The sequence below is a fragment of the Pseudomonas citrullilanati genome (genome assembly GCF_030580855.1).
Lineage (GTDB): Bacteria > Pseudomonadota > Gammaproteobacteria > Pseudomonadales > Pseudomonadaceae > Aquipseudomonas > Aquipseudomonas citrulli.
In genome coordinates, this window is sequence record NZ_JAUQOP010000019.1 from 44911 (window position 1) to 62079 (window position 17169).

A 17169-nucleotide genomic window follows, 5' to 3' on the forward strand; every position below is an offset into this window, starting at 1 on the left:
AATCAAGTGGCCATGAACGAAATCACCGCTCCCGAGCAATACGATCTGCAAACCGCCGCCCTGAAGGTGCCGCCGCACTCCATCGAGGCCGAACAGGCCGTGCTCGGTGGCTTGATGCTGGACAACAACGCCTGGGAACGTGTGCTCGATCAAGTCTCCGACGGCGATTTCTACCGGCATGACCACCGCCTGATCTTCCGGGCGATCGCCAAGCTGGCCGACCAGAACATGCCGATCGACGTCGTGACCTTGGCCGAACAACTGGACAAGGAAGGGCAGACGTCCCAGGTCGGTGGCCTCGGTTACCTCGGCGAACTGGCGAAGAACACGCCGTCTGTCGCCAACATCAAGGCCTATGCGCAGATCGTCCGCCAGCGCGCGACCCTGCGCCAACTGATCGGTATCAGCAACGAGATCGCCGACAGCGCCTTCAACCCGGAAGGGCGCACCGCCGAGGAGATCCTCGATGAGGCCGAGCGGCAGATCTTCCAGATCGCCGAGGCGCGGCCAAAGACCGGCGGTCCGGTCAGCGTCAACGACCTGCTGACCAAGGCCATCGACCGGATCGATACCCTGTTCAACACCGACAACGCCATCACCGGGTTGTCCACCGGCTATACCGACCTCGACGAGAAGACCAGCGGCTTGCAGCCGGCCGACCTGATCATCGTTGCCGGCCGTCCTTCCATGGGCAAGACCACCTTCGCGATGAACCTGGTGGAAAACGCCGTGTTGCGCAGCGACAAGGCGGTCCTGGTGTACTCCCTCGAGATGCCAGGTGAATCGCTGATCATGCGTATGCTCTCGTCCCTGGGGCGGATCGACCAGACCAAGGTCCGTTCCGGCCAGTTGGAAGACGACGACTGGCCGCGCCTGACGTCGGCGGTCAACCTGCTCAATGACCGCAAGCTGTTCATCGACGACACCGCCGGCATCAGCCCGTCGGAAATGCGCGCCCGGACCCGTCGCCTGGTGCGCGAGCACGGTGACATCGCGCTGATCATGATCGACTACCTGCAATTGATGCAGATTCCCGGTTCCAGCGGCGACAACCGGACCAACGAGATTTCCGAGATCTCCCGTTCCCTCAAGGCCCTGGCCAAGGAATTCAACTGCCCGGTGGTGGCGCTTTCCCAGCTCAACCGTTCCCTGGAACAACGTCCCAACAAGCGTCCGGTGAACTCCGACTTGCGCGAATCCGGGGCGATCGAGCAGGACGCCGACGTCATCATGTTCGTGTACCGCGACGAGGTGTATCACCCGGAGACGGAGCACAAGGGCATCGCCGAAATCATCATCGGCAAGCAGCGGAACGGCCCGATCGGCTTTATCCGCCTGGCATTCATCGGTAAGTACACGCGGTTCGAGAACCTCGCGCCGGGTAGCTACAATTTTGACGACGACGAATAACCTGTGGGAGCGGGCTTGCTCGCGAAGGCGGTATGTCAGACGGCACTGAGGTTGCCTGACACACCGCCTTCGCGAGCAAGCCCGCTCCCACAAAGGGTCGCGCAATTTCCGACCATCGCCGTCGGAATTGGTCAAATTTTGTGCTATATTCCGCGCCCGCGATTTTTCATCCTTCATACCGGTCATCGACATGCAAGCAGCCAAGCCGTTATTTGACTATCCCAAGTACTGGGCCGAATGTTTCGGCCCGGCGCCGTTCCTGCCCATGAGCAGGGAGGAGATGGATCAGCTCGGCTGGGATTCGTGCGACATCATCATCGTGACCGGTGATGCGTACGTCGATCACCCGTCGTTCGGCATGGCGATCATCGGCCGCTTGCTGGAGGCCCAAGGTTTTCGCGTCGGGATCATCGCCCAGCCGAACTGGCAGTCCAAGGACGACTTCATGAAGCTCGGCGAGCCCAATCTGTTCTTCGGCGTCGCGGCCGGCAACATGGACTCGATGATCAACCGCTACACCGCCGACAAGAAGATCCGCTCCGATGACGCCTACACCCCGGGTGGCCTGGCCGGCAAGCGGCCGGACCGTGCGAGCCTGGTCTACAGCCAGCGTTGCAAGGAGGCATACAAGCATGTGCCCATCGTGCTCGGCGGCATCGAGGCGTCCCTGCGCCGCATCGCCCACTATGACTACTGGCAGGACCGGGTGCGCAATTCGATCCTGATCGACGCCTGCGCCGACATCCTGCTCTACGGCAACGCCGAGCGGGCCATCGTCGAAGTCGCCCAGCGCCTTTCCTACGGCCACAAGATCGAAGACATCACCGATGTGCGCGGCACAGCGTTCATCCGCCGCGACACGCCGAAGGACTGGTACGAAGTCGATTCCACGCGCATCGACCGTCCGGGCAAGATCGACAAGATCATCAACCCGTACGTGAACACCCAGGACACCGCTGCTTGCGCCATCGAGCAGGAAAAAGGACCGGTCGAGGACCCGAGCGAAGCCAAGGTCGTGCAGATCCTGGCCAGCCCGAAAATGACCCGCGACAAGACCGTGATCCGCCTGCCGTCGGTGGAAAAAGTGCGCAACGACGCGGTGCTCTACGCCCACGCCAACCGCGTGCTTCACCTGGAGACCAACCCGGGCAACGCCCGTGCCCTGGTGCAGAAGCATGGTGACGTGGATGTCTGGTTCAACCCGCCGCCCATTCCGATGACCACCGAGGAAATGGACTACGTGTTCGGCATGCCTTACGCCCGTGTCCCGCACCCGGCGTACGGCAAGGAAAAGATCCCGGCCTACGAGATGATCCGTTTCTCGGTGAACATCATGCGCGGTTGCTTTGGCGGCTGCACCTTCTGCTCGATCACCGAGCACGAGGGGCGGATCATCCAGAACCGTTCCGAAGAGTCGATCATTCGCGAGATCGAGGAGATCCGCGACAAGGTCCCGGGCTTCACCGGGGTGATTTCCGACCTCGGCGGCCCGACCGCGAACATGTACCGCATTGCCTGCAAGAGCCCGGAGATCGAATCCGCGTGCCGCAAGCCGTCCTGCGTGTTCCCCGGCATCTGCCCGAACCTGAACACCGACCATTCCTCGCTGATCCAGCTGTACCGCAGCGCCCGGGCCTTGCCAGGGGTGAAGAAGATCCTGATCGCGTCCGGCCTGCGCTACGACCTGGCGGTCGAGTCGCCGGAGTACGTCAAGGAGCTGGTGACCCACCACGTTGGCGGTTACCTGAAGATCGCCCCGGAACACACCGAGGAAGGCCCGCTCAACCAGATGATGAAGCCGGGCATCGGCACCTATGACCGCTTCAAGCGGATGTTCGAGAAGTACACCAAGGAAGCCGGGAAGGAGCAGTACCTGATTCCGTACTTCATCGCCGCCCACCCGGGCACCACCGACGAAGACATGATGAACCTGGCGCTGTGGCTCAAGGGCAACGGTTTCCGTGCCGACCAGGTGCAGGCGTTCTACCCGTCGCCGATGGCGACCGCCACGGCCATGTATCACTCGGGCAAGAACCCGCTGCGCAAGGTCACCTACAAGAGCGACGGGGTGACCATCGTCAAGAGCGAAGAGCAGCGCCGCCTGCACAAGGCGTTCCTGCGCTATCACGACCCCAAGGGCTGGCCGATGCTGCGTGAAGCACTGACGCGCATGGGCCGGGCCGACCTGATCGGGCCGGGCAAGCATCAGTTGATCCCGCTGCACCAGCCGGCCACCGACAGCTACCAGAGCGCCCGTCGCAAGAACTCGACGCCGGCGGGCAGCCACAAGGTGGGCAAGGACACCACCCGGATCCTGACCCAGCACACCGGCTTGCCACCGCGCGCCAGCGACGGCGGCAACGCGTGGGACAAGCGCGAACAGGCCAAGGCCGCCGCGTTCGCCCGCAACCAGCAGGCCGCCAAGGAGCGCAAGGACGCGGCCAAGGGCAAGGGACCGAAACCGGCGCGCAAGCCTGTCGTGCCACGCTGATCCCTTTGCCGCACCCCAAAACGCCAGCCTTGAGTGCTGGCGTTTTGCTTTCTAGCGACGGTGCTGGCTGTTTGTTATCGTGGCGCCCGGCCATGCCCATCAGGCCGAGCACCGCTCTCTTGTGGCGAGGGGATTTATCCCCGCTGGCCTGCGCAGCAGGCCTGGAATCGTCGCCTCGGTAGGGCAGGTCGATGTGCTAAGCCTTTTTTGGGGCTGCCATGCAGCCCGACGGGGATAAATCCCCTCGCCACATGTTCAGTGGTGGATAAAGACCCACTTCCGATTCTCAAGGACGATCGATATGAGCAGCGCCCCGTTAGCGACCCTCGGCATGGACAACACGTTCTCCCAGTCCATGGCCCGTCAGCGCATCGAAAGCCAGATCAACCTGCCGCGGTTGTTCGCCGCCATTGATGCGGATCCCGGTATCGTCGGCGCTGGGGTGGTGTACATCGACGCTGAGTTCAATGTGGTGACCCTGCGTGAGTTCAAGCCGATTTGCAGCATCAAGCCCAAACGGGTCATTTTGCGTGAGGCGCAGAAATATATTGCGCCGGAGCAATTTGCCCAGCACGTACAGAATAATCCGCGTGAGTCGCGCCTAGTCATTGAGGCAGTGAACACGACACTGTCTTGTGCGGGAGCGGTAATTAGCTGGGTCGTGATTGCCAGTGGAACGATCCTGGTTCCTTTCAGTGCCGGAGCCAGTGGCGTGATGGTGGCGATTGCCTGGACAGCTGCGGGAGCGAGCAGTCTCCAGTGTGTCAATGGACTCGTTCGAACCAGCCTCGAAATTGCCAGCCCTCAAACGAATGACTGGCTGGACAGTGAGGCTTGGTATCAAAACGCTTCAATAGGCTTGGATGCCGCTTCGCTGGTTGGCGTCGGGGCCTCTGCTTTGACGACGATCAAGATGGTCAGGGTTGCCAAGGCTTCGACTGGTAAAACCCTGCGAGAGGTCCTGCGGGGGTTGAACCGACAGGAACGAGCTAAGCTGACCAAGGAATTGTTGAGTATCAACGATCCTCGGCTGACCTCAAAAATGCTCAAGTTGAAGCAATTGGCCGGTGAGCTGCCCAAGCGGTTCACGGCCGCTGAGCTCAAGCATGGCACCATCACTCAAATCAAGGATTCGCTGGGTGCAGCGATAGGGCTGAGTGGGAGCGCCCTATCAGGTAACGTAAAGACCATCGCCATTGGTTTGTACGAAGAGTTCGACGAATGAGCAACGAACTTACACTTCGAGGCTTCTTCCAAAAGCATTTTCTTGGCTTCATTGCCGGTATTTTTGCCGCTTACATTTCAGTGGCCTTAGCCATCGCACTGGCTTTCGTAACCTATTTTCGATCATATCCTCTGGCTGAGAGCGGCGTTTACATCATGCTAGGGGGCGCGGCGGTTACGCTTCTGGTGGCGCATGGCAACCTGATGGTCCTCTGGGGGCGGCCTCGCTGGGTATGGTTGTTGGTTGGAATATTCGTTGGCTGCCTGGCATTTGTCCTTCCCATGGCTGGTTACGCCCTCCATCGGGGGCTCTACGCAACGGCCGCATCATTCCCGGTGCTGGGTCTATTACTGCTGCAAAGCCAAAGGCAACGGGAAATGCGTAATGAGCTTGTCGCTATCCGCAGAAAGAGGGCGGGTGCGGGTGGCTCTTGATCATGACTGCGTACCGCTGCGGGCATCTCGTCCTGTCAGGGGGGCTTCGTTGTTAATGGTGTTCCGGGAATAATGTCATGGTCGGTGATGTGGCCCTTAAACATTTTCTAGCCCGCTACTTCCCGGTCTTCATGGCCACTGTCCTGCTGGGCTGTTTCTCCGGATCGATGCTGCTGGTGCTGGCCGGGACGACATACTGGCGCGCCCTGGAGCCGTCGGCCAGGACCGATTATGTCGGGCTCGGCACGTTGGCCCTGGTGCTCGTCCTGGTGGCGGGCAATTTCCTGATCGCCCGTGGGCGAGCCTGGGCCGTCTGGGGCGTCGCCGGTTATTTCCTGGCGTGCCTGGTCGCGGTCGTGCCGATGTTCGCCTACCGGCCGCACCAAGGCGTCTACCTGTTCGCCGTGCTACTGCCACTGTTGGGCCTGCTGTTGCTCAACAGCAAGCGCCACCGGGAAATGCGCGGCAAACTGGTGGAGATTCGTCGCCAGCGCGAGCGCATCCTCCAGGCCGCCAAGACCTCGCGCTCCCGGCGCTGAGGCGGTTCGCCAGCGCCCCCTCGCCACATTTATGTGCGGCCCTTTGCACGGGAAAGCGGGCAACGTTCGGTTTTAGTGCTCTACTGCCTTGGGTAGACGAAGAAAGTGTCCGGCCTGCCTGCATGGCATAAGACTTGCGCCGCTTTCGATAACGCCCAGGCCCCGCAGGAGACACGCCGTGTCGATCCATGTCGCTTTGCATCACGTCACGCATTACCGCTACGACCGCGCTGTCGAGCTCGGCCCGCAAATCGTGCGCCTGCGCCCGGCGCCCCATAGCCGTACGCGGATCCTGTCCTATGCATTGAAGGTGTCGCCCGACCAGCACTTCATCAATTGGCAGCAGGATCCCCAGGGCAACTACCTGGCGCGGCTGGTGTTCCCCGAGAAAACCGAAGAACTGCGGATCGAGGTCGACCTGCTGGCGGAAATGGCGGTGTTCAATCCGTTCGACTTTTTCCTCGAACCCTACGCCGAGACAATCCCCTTCAGTTATGCCGCCGATGAGCGCAAGGAACTGGCGCCATACCTGGAAACCCTGCCGCTGACGCCCAGGTTCCAGGCTTACCTGGACGGTATCGACCGCACGCCGCTGCCGGCGGTGGATTTCCTGGTGGCGCTCAACCAGCGCTTGAGCGAAGACATCAACTACCTGATCCGCATGGAGCCGGGTGTCCAGAGCCCGGAACACACCCTGGAGCAGGCCTCCGGCTCCTGCCGCGACTCGGCCTGGCTGCTGGTGCAGTTGTTGCGCAACCTCGGCCTGGCGGCGCGGTTCGTGTCCGGCTACCTGATCCAGCTGACCGCCGATGTGAAGAGCCTCGACGGCCCGTCGGGGACCGAGGTGGATTTCACCGACTTGCACGCCTGGTGCGAGGTCTACCTGCCCGGCGCGGGTTGGATCGGCCTGGATGCGACATCCGGGTTGTTCGCCGGCGAAGGGCATATTCCGCTGGCGTGCAGCCCGGATCCGTCCTCGGCGGCACCGATCAGCGGCCTGGTGGAGCCGTGCGAATGCGCCTTCAGCCACACCATGTCGGTGGAGCGGGTCTGGGAAGCGCCGCGGGTGACTAAGCCGTACACCGACGCGCAATGGCTGGCGATCCAGGCGCTGGGGCAGCGGATTGACCTGGATTTGCACGAGGGCGATGTGCGCCTGACCATGGGCGGCGAGCCGACCTTCGTGTCCATCGATGACCCGGATGGCGCCGAATGGAACACCGCGGCCCTCGGGGCGGACAAACGCCGTCTGGCCGCCGAGTTGTTCACGCGGATGCGCAACCACTATGCGCCCAAGGGTCTGGTGCATTTCGGCCAGGGCAAGTGGTACCCCGGCGAACAACTGCCGCGCTGGTCGCTCAATGCCTATTGGCGGCGAGACGGCGTACCGATCTGGCAGGACAGTGCGCTGATCGCCGACGAGCAGCAGGACTACCAGGCCGACGCTGAAACGGCCGGGCGCTTCCTGACCCGCGTCGCCGAACGCCTGAACCTGCCTGCACGATTCGTGTTCCCGGCCTACGAAGACAATGTCTATTACCTGTGGCGCGAAGGCGCCTTGCCGTCGAATGTCACGGCCCAGGACCCGCGCCTGGACGATCCCCTGGAGCGGGTGCGGTTGCGCAAGGTCTTCAGCCAGGGCCTGGACCAGGTGGTCGGCCATGTCCTGCCACTGGCCCGTACCGCCAAGGGCGATCGATGGCAGAGCGGCCGCTGGTACCTGCGCGATGACCACTGTCGGCTGGTGCCGGGGGATTCGCCCCTGGGCTATCGCTTGCCGTTGGCGTCGCAACCCTGGGTCAAGGCCGCCGAGTTCCCTTTTATCCACCCTACGGATCCGAACCAGGATTTTCCCGAATTGCCCGGCACCGAACAGTTGGCGCGTCACGGCGAGGCCGCCATCGAAGCGGATCGCGCCCCGTCGGTCGACGTCTCGGCGGATTGGCTGACCCGCACCGCGCTCTGTGCCGAGGCTCGCAACGGTCGGTTGTACCTGTTCATGCCGCCGCTGGAACGGGTGGAGGACTACCTGGCACTGGTCAGCGCCATCGAGGCGACCGCGCAGGAACTGCATTGCCCGGTACTCCTGGAAGGCTATGAGCCGCCGAGCGATCCGCGCCTGGGCAATTTCCGCATCACCCCCGACCCCGGTGTGATCGAGGTCAACGTGCAACCCTCGGCCACCTGGGATGAGTTGGTCGAGCGCACCGAGTTTCTCTACGAGCAGGCGCGGCAGACCCGCCTGACCACCGAAAAATTCATGATCGATGGTCGGCACACCGGTACCGGCGGCGGTAACCATTTCGTCCTGGGAGGCGCGACCCCGCCTGACTCACCGTTCCTGCGGCGTCCTGACCTGCTGCGCAGCCTGATCAGCTACTGGCATAACCACCCGTCATTGTCCTACCTGTTTTCCGGACTGTTCATCGGCCCGACGTCCCAGGCGCCGCGGGTGGACGAGGCGCGCAACGATGCGTTGTACGAATTGGAAATCGCTTTCGCCCAGATGCCCCCGCCGGGAGAGGAATGCCCGCCGTGGCTGGTGGACCGGTTGTTGCGCAACCTGTTGATCGACGTGACCGGGAATACCCATCGCGCCGAATTCTGCATCGACAAGCTCTATTCCCCGGACGGCCCCACCGGGCGCCTTGGCCTGCTGGAACTGCGTGCCTTCGAGATGCCGCCCCATGCGCGCATGAGCCTGGTCCAGCAATTGTTGTTGCGGGCACTGGTAGCGCGGTTCTGGAGGGAGCCCTATGCACCGGCGAAACTGGCGCGCTGGGGCACCGAGCTGCATGACCGTTTCCTGTTGCCGCACTTTATCGAGCAGGATTTTGCCGACGTCATCAATGAGCTGAACGCCGCCGGCTATCCGTTGCGCGCCGAATGGTTCGCCGCTCACCTGGAGTTCCGCTTTCCCAAGGTCGGCGATTACGCGGTCAATGGCATCGAGTTGGAGTTGCGCCAGGCCCTCGAACCCTGGCACGTGCTGGGGGAAGAGGGCGCCGCAGGCGGCACCGTGCGTTACGTGGATTCATCCCTGGAGCGCTTGCAGGTCAAGCTCAACGGCCTGGCGCCGCAGCGCTATGTACTGACCTGCAACGGCGTGCCGGTGCCGTTGCAAGCCACCGGTCGGGTCGGCGAGTTCGTCGCCGGGGTGCGTTTCCGCGCCTGGCAACCGGCCAACTGCCTGCAACCGACCATCCCGGTGCACGCACCGCTGGTCTTCGACGTGCTCGACACCTGGACGCAACGTTCCCTGGGCGGTTGCCAGTATCACGTGGCGCACCCGGGCGGGCGCAACTACGAGAGCCTGCCGGTCAATGCCAACGAAGCCGAGAGCCGGCGGATGGCGCGGTTCTTCCGGCTCGGGCACACCCCCGGGAAACTGCCGATACCGACGTCGGCGATGGCTGACGAGTTCCCGTTCACGCTGGATCTGCGGCGGTTTCACGGCGCATCGGGTCGGTAACCGCCTCTAGGGGCGAGAGCCCCTATCCGGTGTCATGCGCTTGCGCTAGTCTCATCGTTCATCGCTGTCTGCCGAGCTTTCCATGCCTGACCTGCTTGACCGTTACCCGCTGACGCCGGGCACCTATCACGAATTGCTGGACGACAGCGGTACGGTACGCCCGCACTGGCGACGGTTGCTCGACCAGTTGCAACGCAGCACGCCGGCCCAGTTGGTCCAGCGGCAGGCCTTGCTGGCGCGGCAGATCCAGGAAAACGGCGTGACCTACAACGTCTACGCCGATCCCAAGGGCGCGGATCGGCCGTGGGAACTGGACCTGCTGCCCCACATCATCGATGCCCGGGAATGGAAGCACCTGTCGGCCGGCATCGCCCAGCGGGCCCGCCTGCTCAACGCGGTCCTGGCGGACCTGTATGGGCCCCAGCGGCTGATCCGCGAAGGCCTGTTGCCGGCGGAGCTGGTGTTCGGGCACAACCATTTCCTCTGGCCCTGCCAGGGCATTGCCCCACCGGACGCCAGCTTCCTGCACCTGTACGCCGTGGACCTCGCACGTACGCCCGATGGCCGCTGGTGGGTGACGGCGGATCGGACCCAGGCGCCTTCGGGGGCCGGTTACGCGCTGGAAAACCGCATGATCGTATCCCGCGCCTTTCCGGAGTTGTACCGCGACCTCAAGGTGCGGCACCTGTCCGGTTTCTTCCGCACCTTGCAGGAAACCCTGGCGCGCCAGGCGCCCAGCGACGGCGAGCCGCCGCTGGTGGTGCTGCTGACGCCGGGGCGGTTCAACGAAAGTTATTTCGAGCATCTTTACCTGGCGCGCCAGCTGGGCTATCCGCTGGTGGAGGGCGGCGACCTGACCGTGCGCGACGCCACGGTCTACCTGAAGACCCTCAGCGGGTTGCGGCGGGTCCACGCCATCATGCGTCGGCTCGACGATGATTTCTGCGACCCCTTGGAGCTGCGCACCGATTCGGCCCTGGGCGTGCCGGGGTTGCTGGAGGCGGTGCGCCAGGGCCGGGTGCTGGTGGCCAATGCCCTGGGCAGCGGCGTGCTGGAGTCGCCCGGGCTCTTGGGCTTTTTGCCGCGGATCAACGAATACCTGTTCGGCGAGGCCTTGCTGCTGCCATCGATCGCCACCTGGTGGTGCGGTGAGCCGCCGGTGCTGGCCCAGGCCCTGGAGAAGTTACCGGAGCTTTTGATCAAGCCGGCGTTCCCGTCCCAGAGCTTCAGCCCGGTGTTGGGTCGTGACTTGAGCGAGGAACAGCGCGCTCGCCTGGCGGCGCGCATGCAGGCGCGGCCTTATGCGTATGTCGCCCAGGAACTGGCGCAATTGTCCCAGGCCCCGGTCTGGCAGGCCGAGGATGAGCAGATCCAGGCCCGGGCCATTGGCATGCGTGTGTATGCGGTGGCCGGGAAGGGCGATTATCGGGTGCTGTCCGGTGGCCTGACCCGGGTGGCCGCCGAGGCCGACGCCGAAGTGGTGTCGATGCAGCGCGGGGGCGCCAGCAAGGACACCTGGGTGCTGGCGGAACAGGCCCCGGAGGGCGAGCAGTGGGCGGCCCAGCGGACCGTGGGGGTCCACGACCTGGTCCGGCGCGATCCGTACCTGCCGTCGCGGGTGGTGGAAAACCTGTTCTGGTTCGGCCGCTACTGCGAGCGTTGCGACGACAGCGCTCGCCTGCTGCGGATCATGCTGGCGCGCTACGTCGATGGCGATGATCCGTACGCCCTGCAATCGGCGGTGGCCCTGGCCGAAAGCCTCATGCTGCTGCCCGAGGAGGGCGAATTGCCCGAGCGCCTGCTGGCGGCGCTGCTGGGCGAGGACTGGTCGTTCAGCCTGCGCTCCAACCTGCAGCGCCTGCAATGGGCGGCGTCCCAGGTGCGTGGGAAATTGTCCCGGGAGAACTGGCAGGCGTTGGTGGAGTTGCAGCGCGAGGCCATGGAACTGGACACCGCCGAACCGGATTTCGGCGAGTTGCTGGATTTTCTCAACCGGCTGGTGATGTCCCTGGCGGCGTTGTCCGGTTTCGCCCTGGACGACATGACCCGCGACGAGGGCTGGCGTTTTCTGATGATCGGCCGGCGCCTGGAGCGCCTGCAATTTCTCAGCAGCAGCCTGGCGGCCTTCCTGCGCGGCGAGGCCGTGTTCGACCAGGCTGGGTTGGAAGGGTTGCTGGAGCTGGGCAACAGCAGCATCACCTACCGCTCGCGCTACCTGGCGGTGGCCCAATTGATCCCGGTGCTCGACCTGCTGCTATTGGATGAGCAGAACCCCCACGCGGTGCTCTTCCAGTTGAAGCTGGTGGCCCGGACCCTCAAGCGCCTCAACGAGGACTTCGGTGCGCCCCGCGACCTCGCCTTGCCGGACCTGGTGATGCGCCTGTCGCGCTTTGACCTGCGCTGCCTGGAAAACCCGTTGTTCGGCGACACCAGCCTGCGCGCGGCGCTCGACGGGTTGGCCGATCTGCTCCAGGAAGTGGCCGATGCCAGCGGCCAGGTGTCCGACCGCCTGGCCTTGCGTCATTTTGCCCATGTCGATGACGTCAGCCAGCGCACGGTGTCCGTCTGATGAGCGCCCGTTACCAGATTTTCCACGACACCCATTACCACTACGACAGCCCGGTGTCCCTGGCCCAGCAACTGGCGCACCTGTGGCCAAGGCCGTGCGAGTGGCAACGCTGCACCGAACGGCAGTTGCTGGTCAGCCCGGAACCGACCACCCGCCGCGACGAGCAGGACGTATTCGGCAATCCGCTGACCCGGCTGGCCTTCGAACGGCCTCACGACCAATTGCAGGTCAGCGCGCGCTTGAGCGTCGAAGTGCTGGCCCGGCCGCCGCTGGATTTCACCGCGTCCCCGGCCTGGGAATCGACCTGCCAGGCACTGAGCTACAGTGGCCGGCCGCTCTCGACGCCGTTGCTGGAAGCGTGCCGGTTCCGGTTCGAGTCGCCCTACGTGCACCTCAAGCGCAGTTTCGTCGAGTTTTCCGACAGCTGTTTCCCGCCCGGCCGGCCGTTGATGCTGGGGGTCCAGGCATTGATGGAAAAGATCTTCCAGGAGTTCACCTTCGATGCCGAGGCGACCCAGGTGGCGACGCCGCTGGTGGAAGTGCTGGAGCGGCGACGGGGCGTGTGCCAGGACTTCGCCCACCTGATGCTGGCCAGCCTGCGCTCGCGCGGTCTGGCGGCGCGCTACGTCAGCGGTTACCTCTTGACCCAGCCCCCGCCCGGCCAGCCACGGCTGATCGGCGCCGATGCGTCCCATGCCTGGGTGTCGGTGTACTGCCCGGTGCTGGGCTGGGTGGATTTCGACCCGACCAACAACGTGCAACCGGCCCTCGAACACATCACCCTGGCCTGGGGCCGGGACTTTTCCGATGTGTCGCCGTTGCGCGGGGTGATCCTGGGCGGCGGCAGCCATGATCCCGAGGTGCGGGTGACGGTGATGCCGGTGGAGGCGTGAACGCTATGTAGAACATGTGGGAGCGAGCCTGCTCGCGAAAGCTACAGGTCAGTCAATGAGCCGCTTGACGGCCAGTTCGTCATCGCGAGCAGGCTCGCTCCCACCGGTCTTGTGTGCGGGGATGATGAGTGTGCCGGCCTCTGGGCTCGCCAGTCGATTGCCAGGGCACTGGGTGCGTGAGGTCGGCAGCGCGGCTGCCGATCCAGGATGCAGGGCCGGGCGGGCCCCGAGGGGTCAGGCGTTCGGCGCCGGGTCTTTCGGGGTGTCGCCTGCTTCGTCGGCTGCCAGGTCGCTTTCGACCTCGCCGCTCAGTGCCGCTTCTTCAGCCGAAGCTTTCTTGCGCTGGAGCTTTTCCTCTTTCTTCTGCTCCTTGGCCAGGTCTCTCTGACGTTTGGCGAAGGAATAATTGGGTTTGGCCATGGGCGTTCCTCTTGGGTCGAAGGGAGGTAGAGCGGCGCGTATTCTGCCCTGTATCGGGGCCGAGCCGTTAGCGGGGTTTTTGTTCGGCCCACTTCGGCTGCACCGAAGGCTGCCATTCATCCAGCGCATCGAGCAGGTCATGGGCCGATTCGCTCACTTGCAGCATGTCACGATGCGGCGCGCGGACGAAGCCTTCACCGACGATATGGTCGAGGAAACCGGTCAGTTTGCTGTAGAAACCGTTCACTTCCAGCAGACCCAGCGGTTTGCCGTGATAACCGAGCTGGCCCCAGGTCCAGACCTCGAACAACTCTTCCAGGGTGCCGAGGCCGCCGGGCAGGGCGATGAAGGCATCGCTGAGTTCGGCCATGCGCGCCTTGCGGGCATGCATGCCGTCCACCACCTCCAGGCGGGTCAGGCCGGGGTGGCCGATTTCCTTGTCCTTCAGGCTTTGCGGGATGATGCCGATGACTTCACCGCCGGCCGCCAGTGCCGCGTCGGCAACGATGCCCATCAGGCCCACCGCGCCGCCCCCATAGACCAGGGTCAGCTTGCGCTCGGCCAACGCCTTGCCCAGGGCCTGCGCCGCTTCACGGTAGGCAGGGTTGTCGCCGGTGCTGGCGCCGCAGAATACACAAACAGATGCGATGGACATGGAATACTCCGTAGGTCGATGACCGTTGCAGAGTAAAGCCTCGTCGCAGGCATGCAAAGGCGCAAGGCTCAACCTTCGCGCCGGGGCTTCTCGTAGGTGCCACTGGCGCCGCAGGCGTAGGCGGCGAGCAAGCTGCATAACAGGCTGTTGAAGTTCATGGTGAACGCTCCTGGGGGTGATGGAGCCGATCATAGGGTGGCCCGGTGCGTCTGGCTGGTTGATTGTGTCCATCAGGCTGATAGCCTTAAGTTGTATACAATTTTTGATTCAGGTCATAGGAACTTGTCTGAAATTAAGGCAGTCTTCCCTTTTGACGTTCTCACCATGCCTTGGAGATCCACGATGTTTGCCAAACTTGTTGCAGTATCCCTGTTGACGCTGGCCAGCAGCCAACTGATGGCAGCGGAATGCAAGACCACGATCGACTCGACCGACCAGATGTCCTTCAGCACCAAAGCCATCGAAATCGACAAGAGCTGCAAGACGTTCACCGTTGAGCTGACCCACTCGGGCAGCCTGCCGAAAAACGTCATGGGCCATAACTGGGTCCTGAGCAAAGAGGCTGACATGCAGCCGATCGCCACCGACGGCCTGAGCGCCGGTCTCGACAAGAACTACCTGAAGGAAGGTGATGCGCGCGTCATTGCCCACACCAAGGTGATTGGCGCCAATGAGAAAGACTCGGTAACCTTCGACGTGTCGAAGCTCGATCCCGCCGAAAAATACGGCTTCTTCTGCTCCTTTCCGGGCCACATCTCGATGATGAAAGGCACCGTGACCCTGAAGTAATCTTCAGGCATGAAAAAAGCGCCCCTGCCGGGCGCTTTTTTGTGTCCGTTCCATTCCCCTTGGCCGATGTGGAAGCGAGCTTGCTCGCGAAAGCGGCAGGTCGGCCAGCCTGTCCGCCATCGCGAGCAGGCTCGCTCCTACAAGGGGCTGCCGGTTACGGTGCGTACGGCAGCACCCGCTTGTGCTCGGTCTTGCGATAGGTGTCGCAGATGATCCGGGCCGCTTCTTCGCGAATGGCCTTGCCGTGCAGGAAGTCATCGATCTCGCCATAGGTCACGCCATGGGCGGCTTCGTCGGGTTTGCCGGGGGACAGGTCCTCGAGGTCGGCGGTGGGGACTTTTTCCACCAGCGATTGCGGCGCGCCGAAGTCACGGGCGATGGCCCTGACCTGGTTTTTCACCAGGCCGCTCAGCGGCGCCAGGTCGCAGGCGCCGTCACCGAACTTGGTGAAGAACCCCATCACCGCTTCGGCCGCGTGGTCGGTGCCGATCACCAGGCCTTGCTCGGCACCGGCGATGGTGTACTGCGCCACCATGCGCATCCGCGCCTTGGTATTGCCCAGCACGAAATCCCGCGAGCCCGGCGCCTTGCCCTCGAAGGCCAACACTTCCTTGGCCAGCGCCTTGACCGCCGGGCCGATGTTGACGGTGTGCCGCTCGTCCGGCTCGATGAAGTCCAGGCAGGCTTGGGCCTCGTGCTCGTCGAACTGGGTGTCGTAGGGCAGGCGCACGGCGATGAACTTGTAGGCCGGGTTGCCGGTTTTCTCCCGCAGTTCGCGCACGGCGCGTTGGGCCAGCAGGCCGGCGGTCAACGAATCGACCCCGCCGCTGATGCCGAGTACGAGGGACTTGAGCCCGGAATTGACCAGGCAGTCCTGGATGAAACCCACCCGCCGGGCGATTTCAGCCTTGAGGGCCGCGTCGTCGGCGAACGGTGGCTGGACGTTGAGTTGTTCGGCAATCTCACGCTGTACGGCTTGCATGATTCACTCCTTGCTAGAAGGGTCGGGAAGGGCGGCAGGTACTTGGAAAACATGTCGCATGTAGGCGACGAAATTCGGGTCCTTGCAGTGGGTCTTGCCGGCCTCGTCGGAAATCTTGGCCACGGGTTGCCCATCGCAGCTGATCATTTTAAGCACGATGCTCATGGGCTCCACCCCTGCAATGTCACAGGTCAGATTGGTGCCAATACCGAAGCTGACATTAATGCGACCACGCAACGCACGGAAAATCTCCAGGCATTTGGGCAGGTTCAGGCTGTCGGAGAACACCAGGGTCTTGCTCATCGGGTCGATGCCCAGCTTGTGGTAGTGGGCAATGGCTTTTTCCGCCCAGATCACCGGGTCGCCCGAGTCGTGGCGCAGGCCGTCGAACAGCTTGGCGAAGAACAGGTCGAAATCCGCCAGGAACGCGTCCATGGTGATGCAATCGGTCAACGCGATCCCCAGCAGGCCCCGGTATTCGCGCACCCAGCAGTCGAGGGCGGCAATCTGGCTGTCGATCAGCCGCGGGCCCAGTTGTTGGTGCGCCATGATCCATTCATGGGCCATGGTGCCCAGGGGCTTCATGTTCAGTTCCCGGGACAGGTGCACGTTGCTGGTGCCGACGAAACGCCCGGGGAAATCATGCTTGAGCACGTTCACCACTTCTTCCTGGACGCGGTAGGAAAAGCGCCGGCGGGTGCCGAAGTCCGCCACTTGCAGTTCGGACAATTCATCGGCGCTGGCGTTGGCGCTCAGCCAGTCGAACTTGCGGTACAACTGCTCCCGCGCCTGTTCCAGGACCACTTCCCGGTAGCGATAGCGGTTGCGCACTTCGCTGACGATGGCCAGCAACGGCACCTCGAACAGGATCACGTGCAGCCAGGGGCCGCGCAGGCGGATGAACAACTCGCCGTTGTCGATGCCGGTGTGCACATAGCGCAGGTTGAAGCGAAACAAGCCCAGGAAGCGCAGGAAGTCCGGCTTCAGGAAACTGATGCGTTCGAGGAACCCCAACTGGTCGGCACTCAGGCTCAGCTCGGCCAGGCGCTCGATCTGGAAGCGGATCTCCGCCAGGTAGGGGCGCAAGTCTTCGCTGTTGCGGCAACGAAACTCCCACTCGACTTCGACGTTGGGGTAATTGTGCAGCACCGCCTGCATCATCGTCAGTTTGTAGAAGTCGGTGTCGAGCAGGTTCTGCACGATGCGATCGGCAAACACACTCTCGCTCATGGCGGGATCTCCAGACAGGCCGCTGCGGCGGGCAGCGGGTGCGGCGGTTTTTAGTGAAGC

General features: G+C 63.4%; 13 protein-coding genes. 9 read left to right on the top strand and 4 right to left on the bottom strand.

The genetic code is table 11. From position 1 onward, the window contains the following. Positions 1 to 12 precede the first annotated feature (12 nt). From dnaB to Q6A48_RS14425, 8 genes are all read left to right on the top strand, one after another. Positions 13 to 1410: a replicative DNA helicase gene (gene dnaB, locus Q6A48_RS14390; RefSeq protein WP_053148344.1), complete on the top strand. Its 1398-nt coding sequence runs from the start codon at positions 13 to 15 to the stop codon at positions 1408 to 1410. Positions 1411 to 1600: 190 nt separating this feature from the next. Continuing rightward, on the top strand, positions 1601 to 3901 hold the full coding sequence (locus tag Q6A48_RS14395; RefSeq protein WP_304554774.1) for a YgiQ family radical SAM protein: 2301 nt from the start codon (positions 1601 to 1603) through the stop codon (positions 3899 to 3901). Between the two features lie 301 nt (positions 3902 to 4202). After that, positions 4203 to 5126, top strand: a complete 924-nt coding sequence (gene ssp4, locus Q6A48_RS14400; protein WP_304554775.1) for an Ssp4 family T6SS effector — start codon at positions 4203 to 4205, stop codon at positions 5124 to 5126. Further along, positions 5123 to 5560, top strand: a complete 438-nt coding sequence (locus Q6A48_RS14405) for a hypothetical protein (protein WP_304554777.1) — start codon at positions 5123 to 5125, stop codon at positions 5558 to 5560. Before ssp4 ends, Q6A48_RS14405 begins: the two co-directional genes overlap by 4 nt. A 77-nt stretch (positions 5561 to 5637) precedes the next feature. Next, entirely contained in the window at positions 5638 to 6099 is a 462-nt protein-coding gene (locus Q6A48_RS14410) for a hypothetical protein (protein WP_304554778.1), read from the top strand. Between the two features lie 178 nt (positions 6100 to 6277). Then, entirely contained in the window at positions 6278 to 9571 is a 3294-nt protein-coding gene (locus Q6A48_RS14415; protein ID WP_304554779.1) for a transglutaminase family protein, read from the top strand. An 82-nt stretch (positions 9572 to 9653) separates the two neighbouring features. Beyond that, positions 9654 to 12140, top strand: coding sequence for a circularly permuted type 2 ATP-grasp protein (locus Q6A48_RS14420; protein WP_304554780.1), 2487 nt, complete (start codon positions 9654 to 9656; stop codon positions 12138 to 12140). Further along, positions 12140 to 13033 (top strand): transglutaminase family protein, encoded by an 894-nt coding sequence (locus Q6A48_RS14425; protein WP_304554781.1) that lies wholly within the window; start codon positions 12140 to 12142, stop codon positions 13031 to 13033. Before Q6A48_RS14420 ends, Q6A48_RS14425 begins: the two co-directional genes overlap by 1 nt. Positions 13034 to 13267: 234 nt before the next feature. Here the strand turns inward: Q6A48_RS14425 and Q6A48_RS14430 are convergent, their stop codons facing one another. Both Q6A48_RS14430 and Q6A48_RS14435 read right to left on the bottom strand, forming a co-directional pair. Continuing rightward, the gene (locus tag Q6A48_RS14430; protein ID WP_304554782.1) at positions 13268 to 13453 is read right to left on the bottom strand and encodes a hypothetical protein; all 186 of its coding nucleotides are present in this window, start codon (positions 13451 to 13453) and stop codon (positions 13268 to 13270) included. A gap of 67 nt (positions 13454 to 13520) precedes the next feature. Next, positions 13521 to 14108 carry a cytokinin riboside 5'-monophosphate phosphoribohydrolase gene (locus tag Q6A48_RS14435; protein WP_304554783.1) on the bottom strand — a complete coding sequence of 196 codons (588 nt, stop codon included), beginning with the start codon at positions 14106 to 14108 and terminating at the stop codon, positions 13521 to 13523. A 342-nt stretch (positions 14109 to 14450) separates the two neighbouring features. On the opposite strand from Q6A48_RS14435, the gene azu reads away from it, so the two are divergent. Further along, complete coding sequence (gene azu, locus Q6A48_RS14440) at positions 14451 to 14897, top strand: azurin (protein ID WP_304554822.1); 447 nt, start codon at positions 14451 to 14453, stop codon at positions 14895 to 14897. A gap of 154 nt (positions 14898 to 15051) precedes the next feature. Here azu and nadE read toward each other — a convergent pair whose 3' ends face one another. Beyond that, positions 15052 to 15879: an NAD(+) synthase gene (nadE, locus tag Q6A48_RS14445; RefSeq protein ID WP_304554784.1), complete on the bottom strand. Its 828-nt coding sequence runs from the start codon at positions 15877 to 15879 to the stop codon at positions 15052 to 15054. Between the two features lie 3 nt (positions 15880 to 15882). After that, complete coding sequence (gene pncB / locus Q6A48_RS14450; protein ID WP_304554785.1) at positions 15883 to 17109, bottom strand: nicotinate phosphoribosyltransferase; 1227 nt, start codon at positions 17107 to 17109, stop codon at positions 15883 to 15885. Positions 17110 to 17169: the final 60 nt, after the last annotated feature.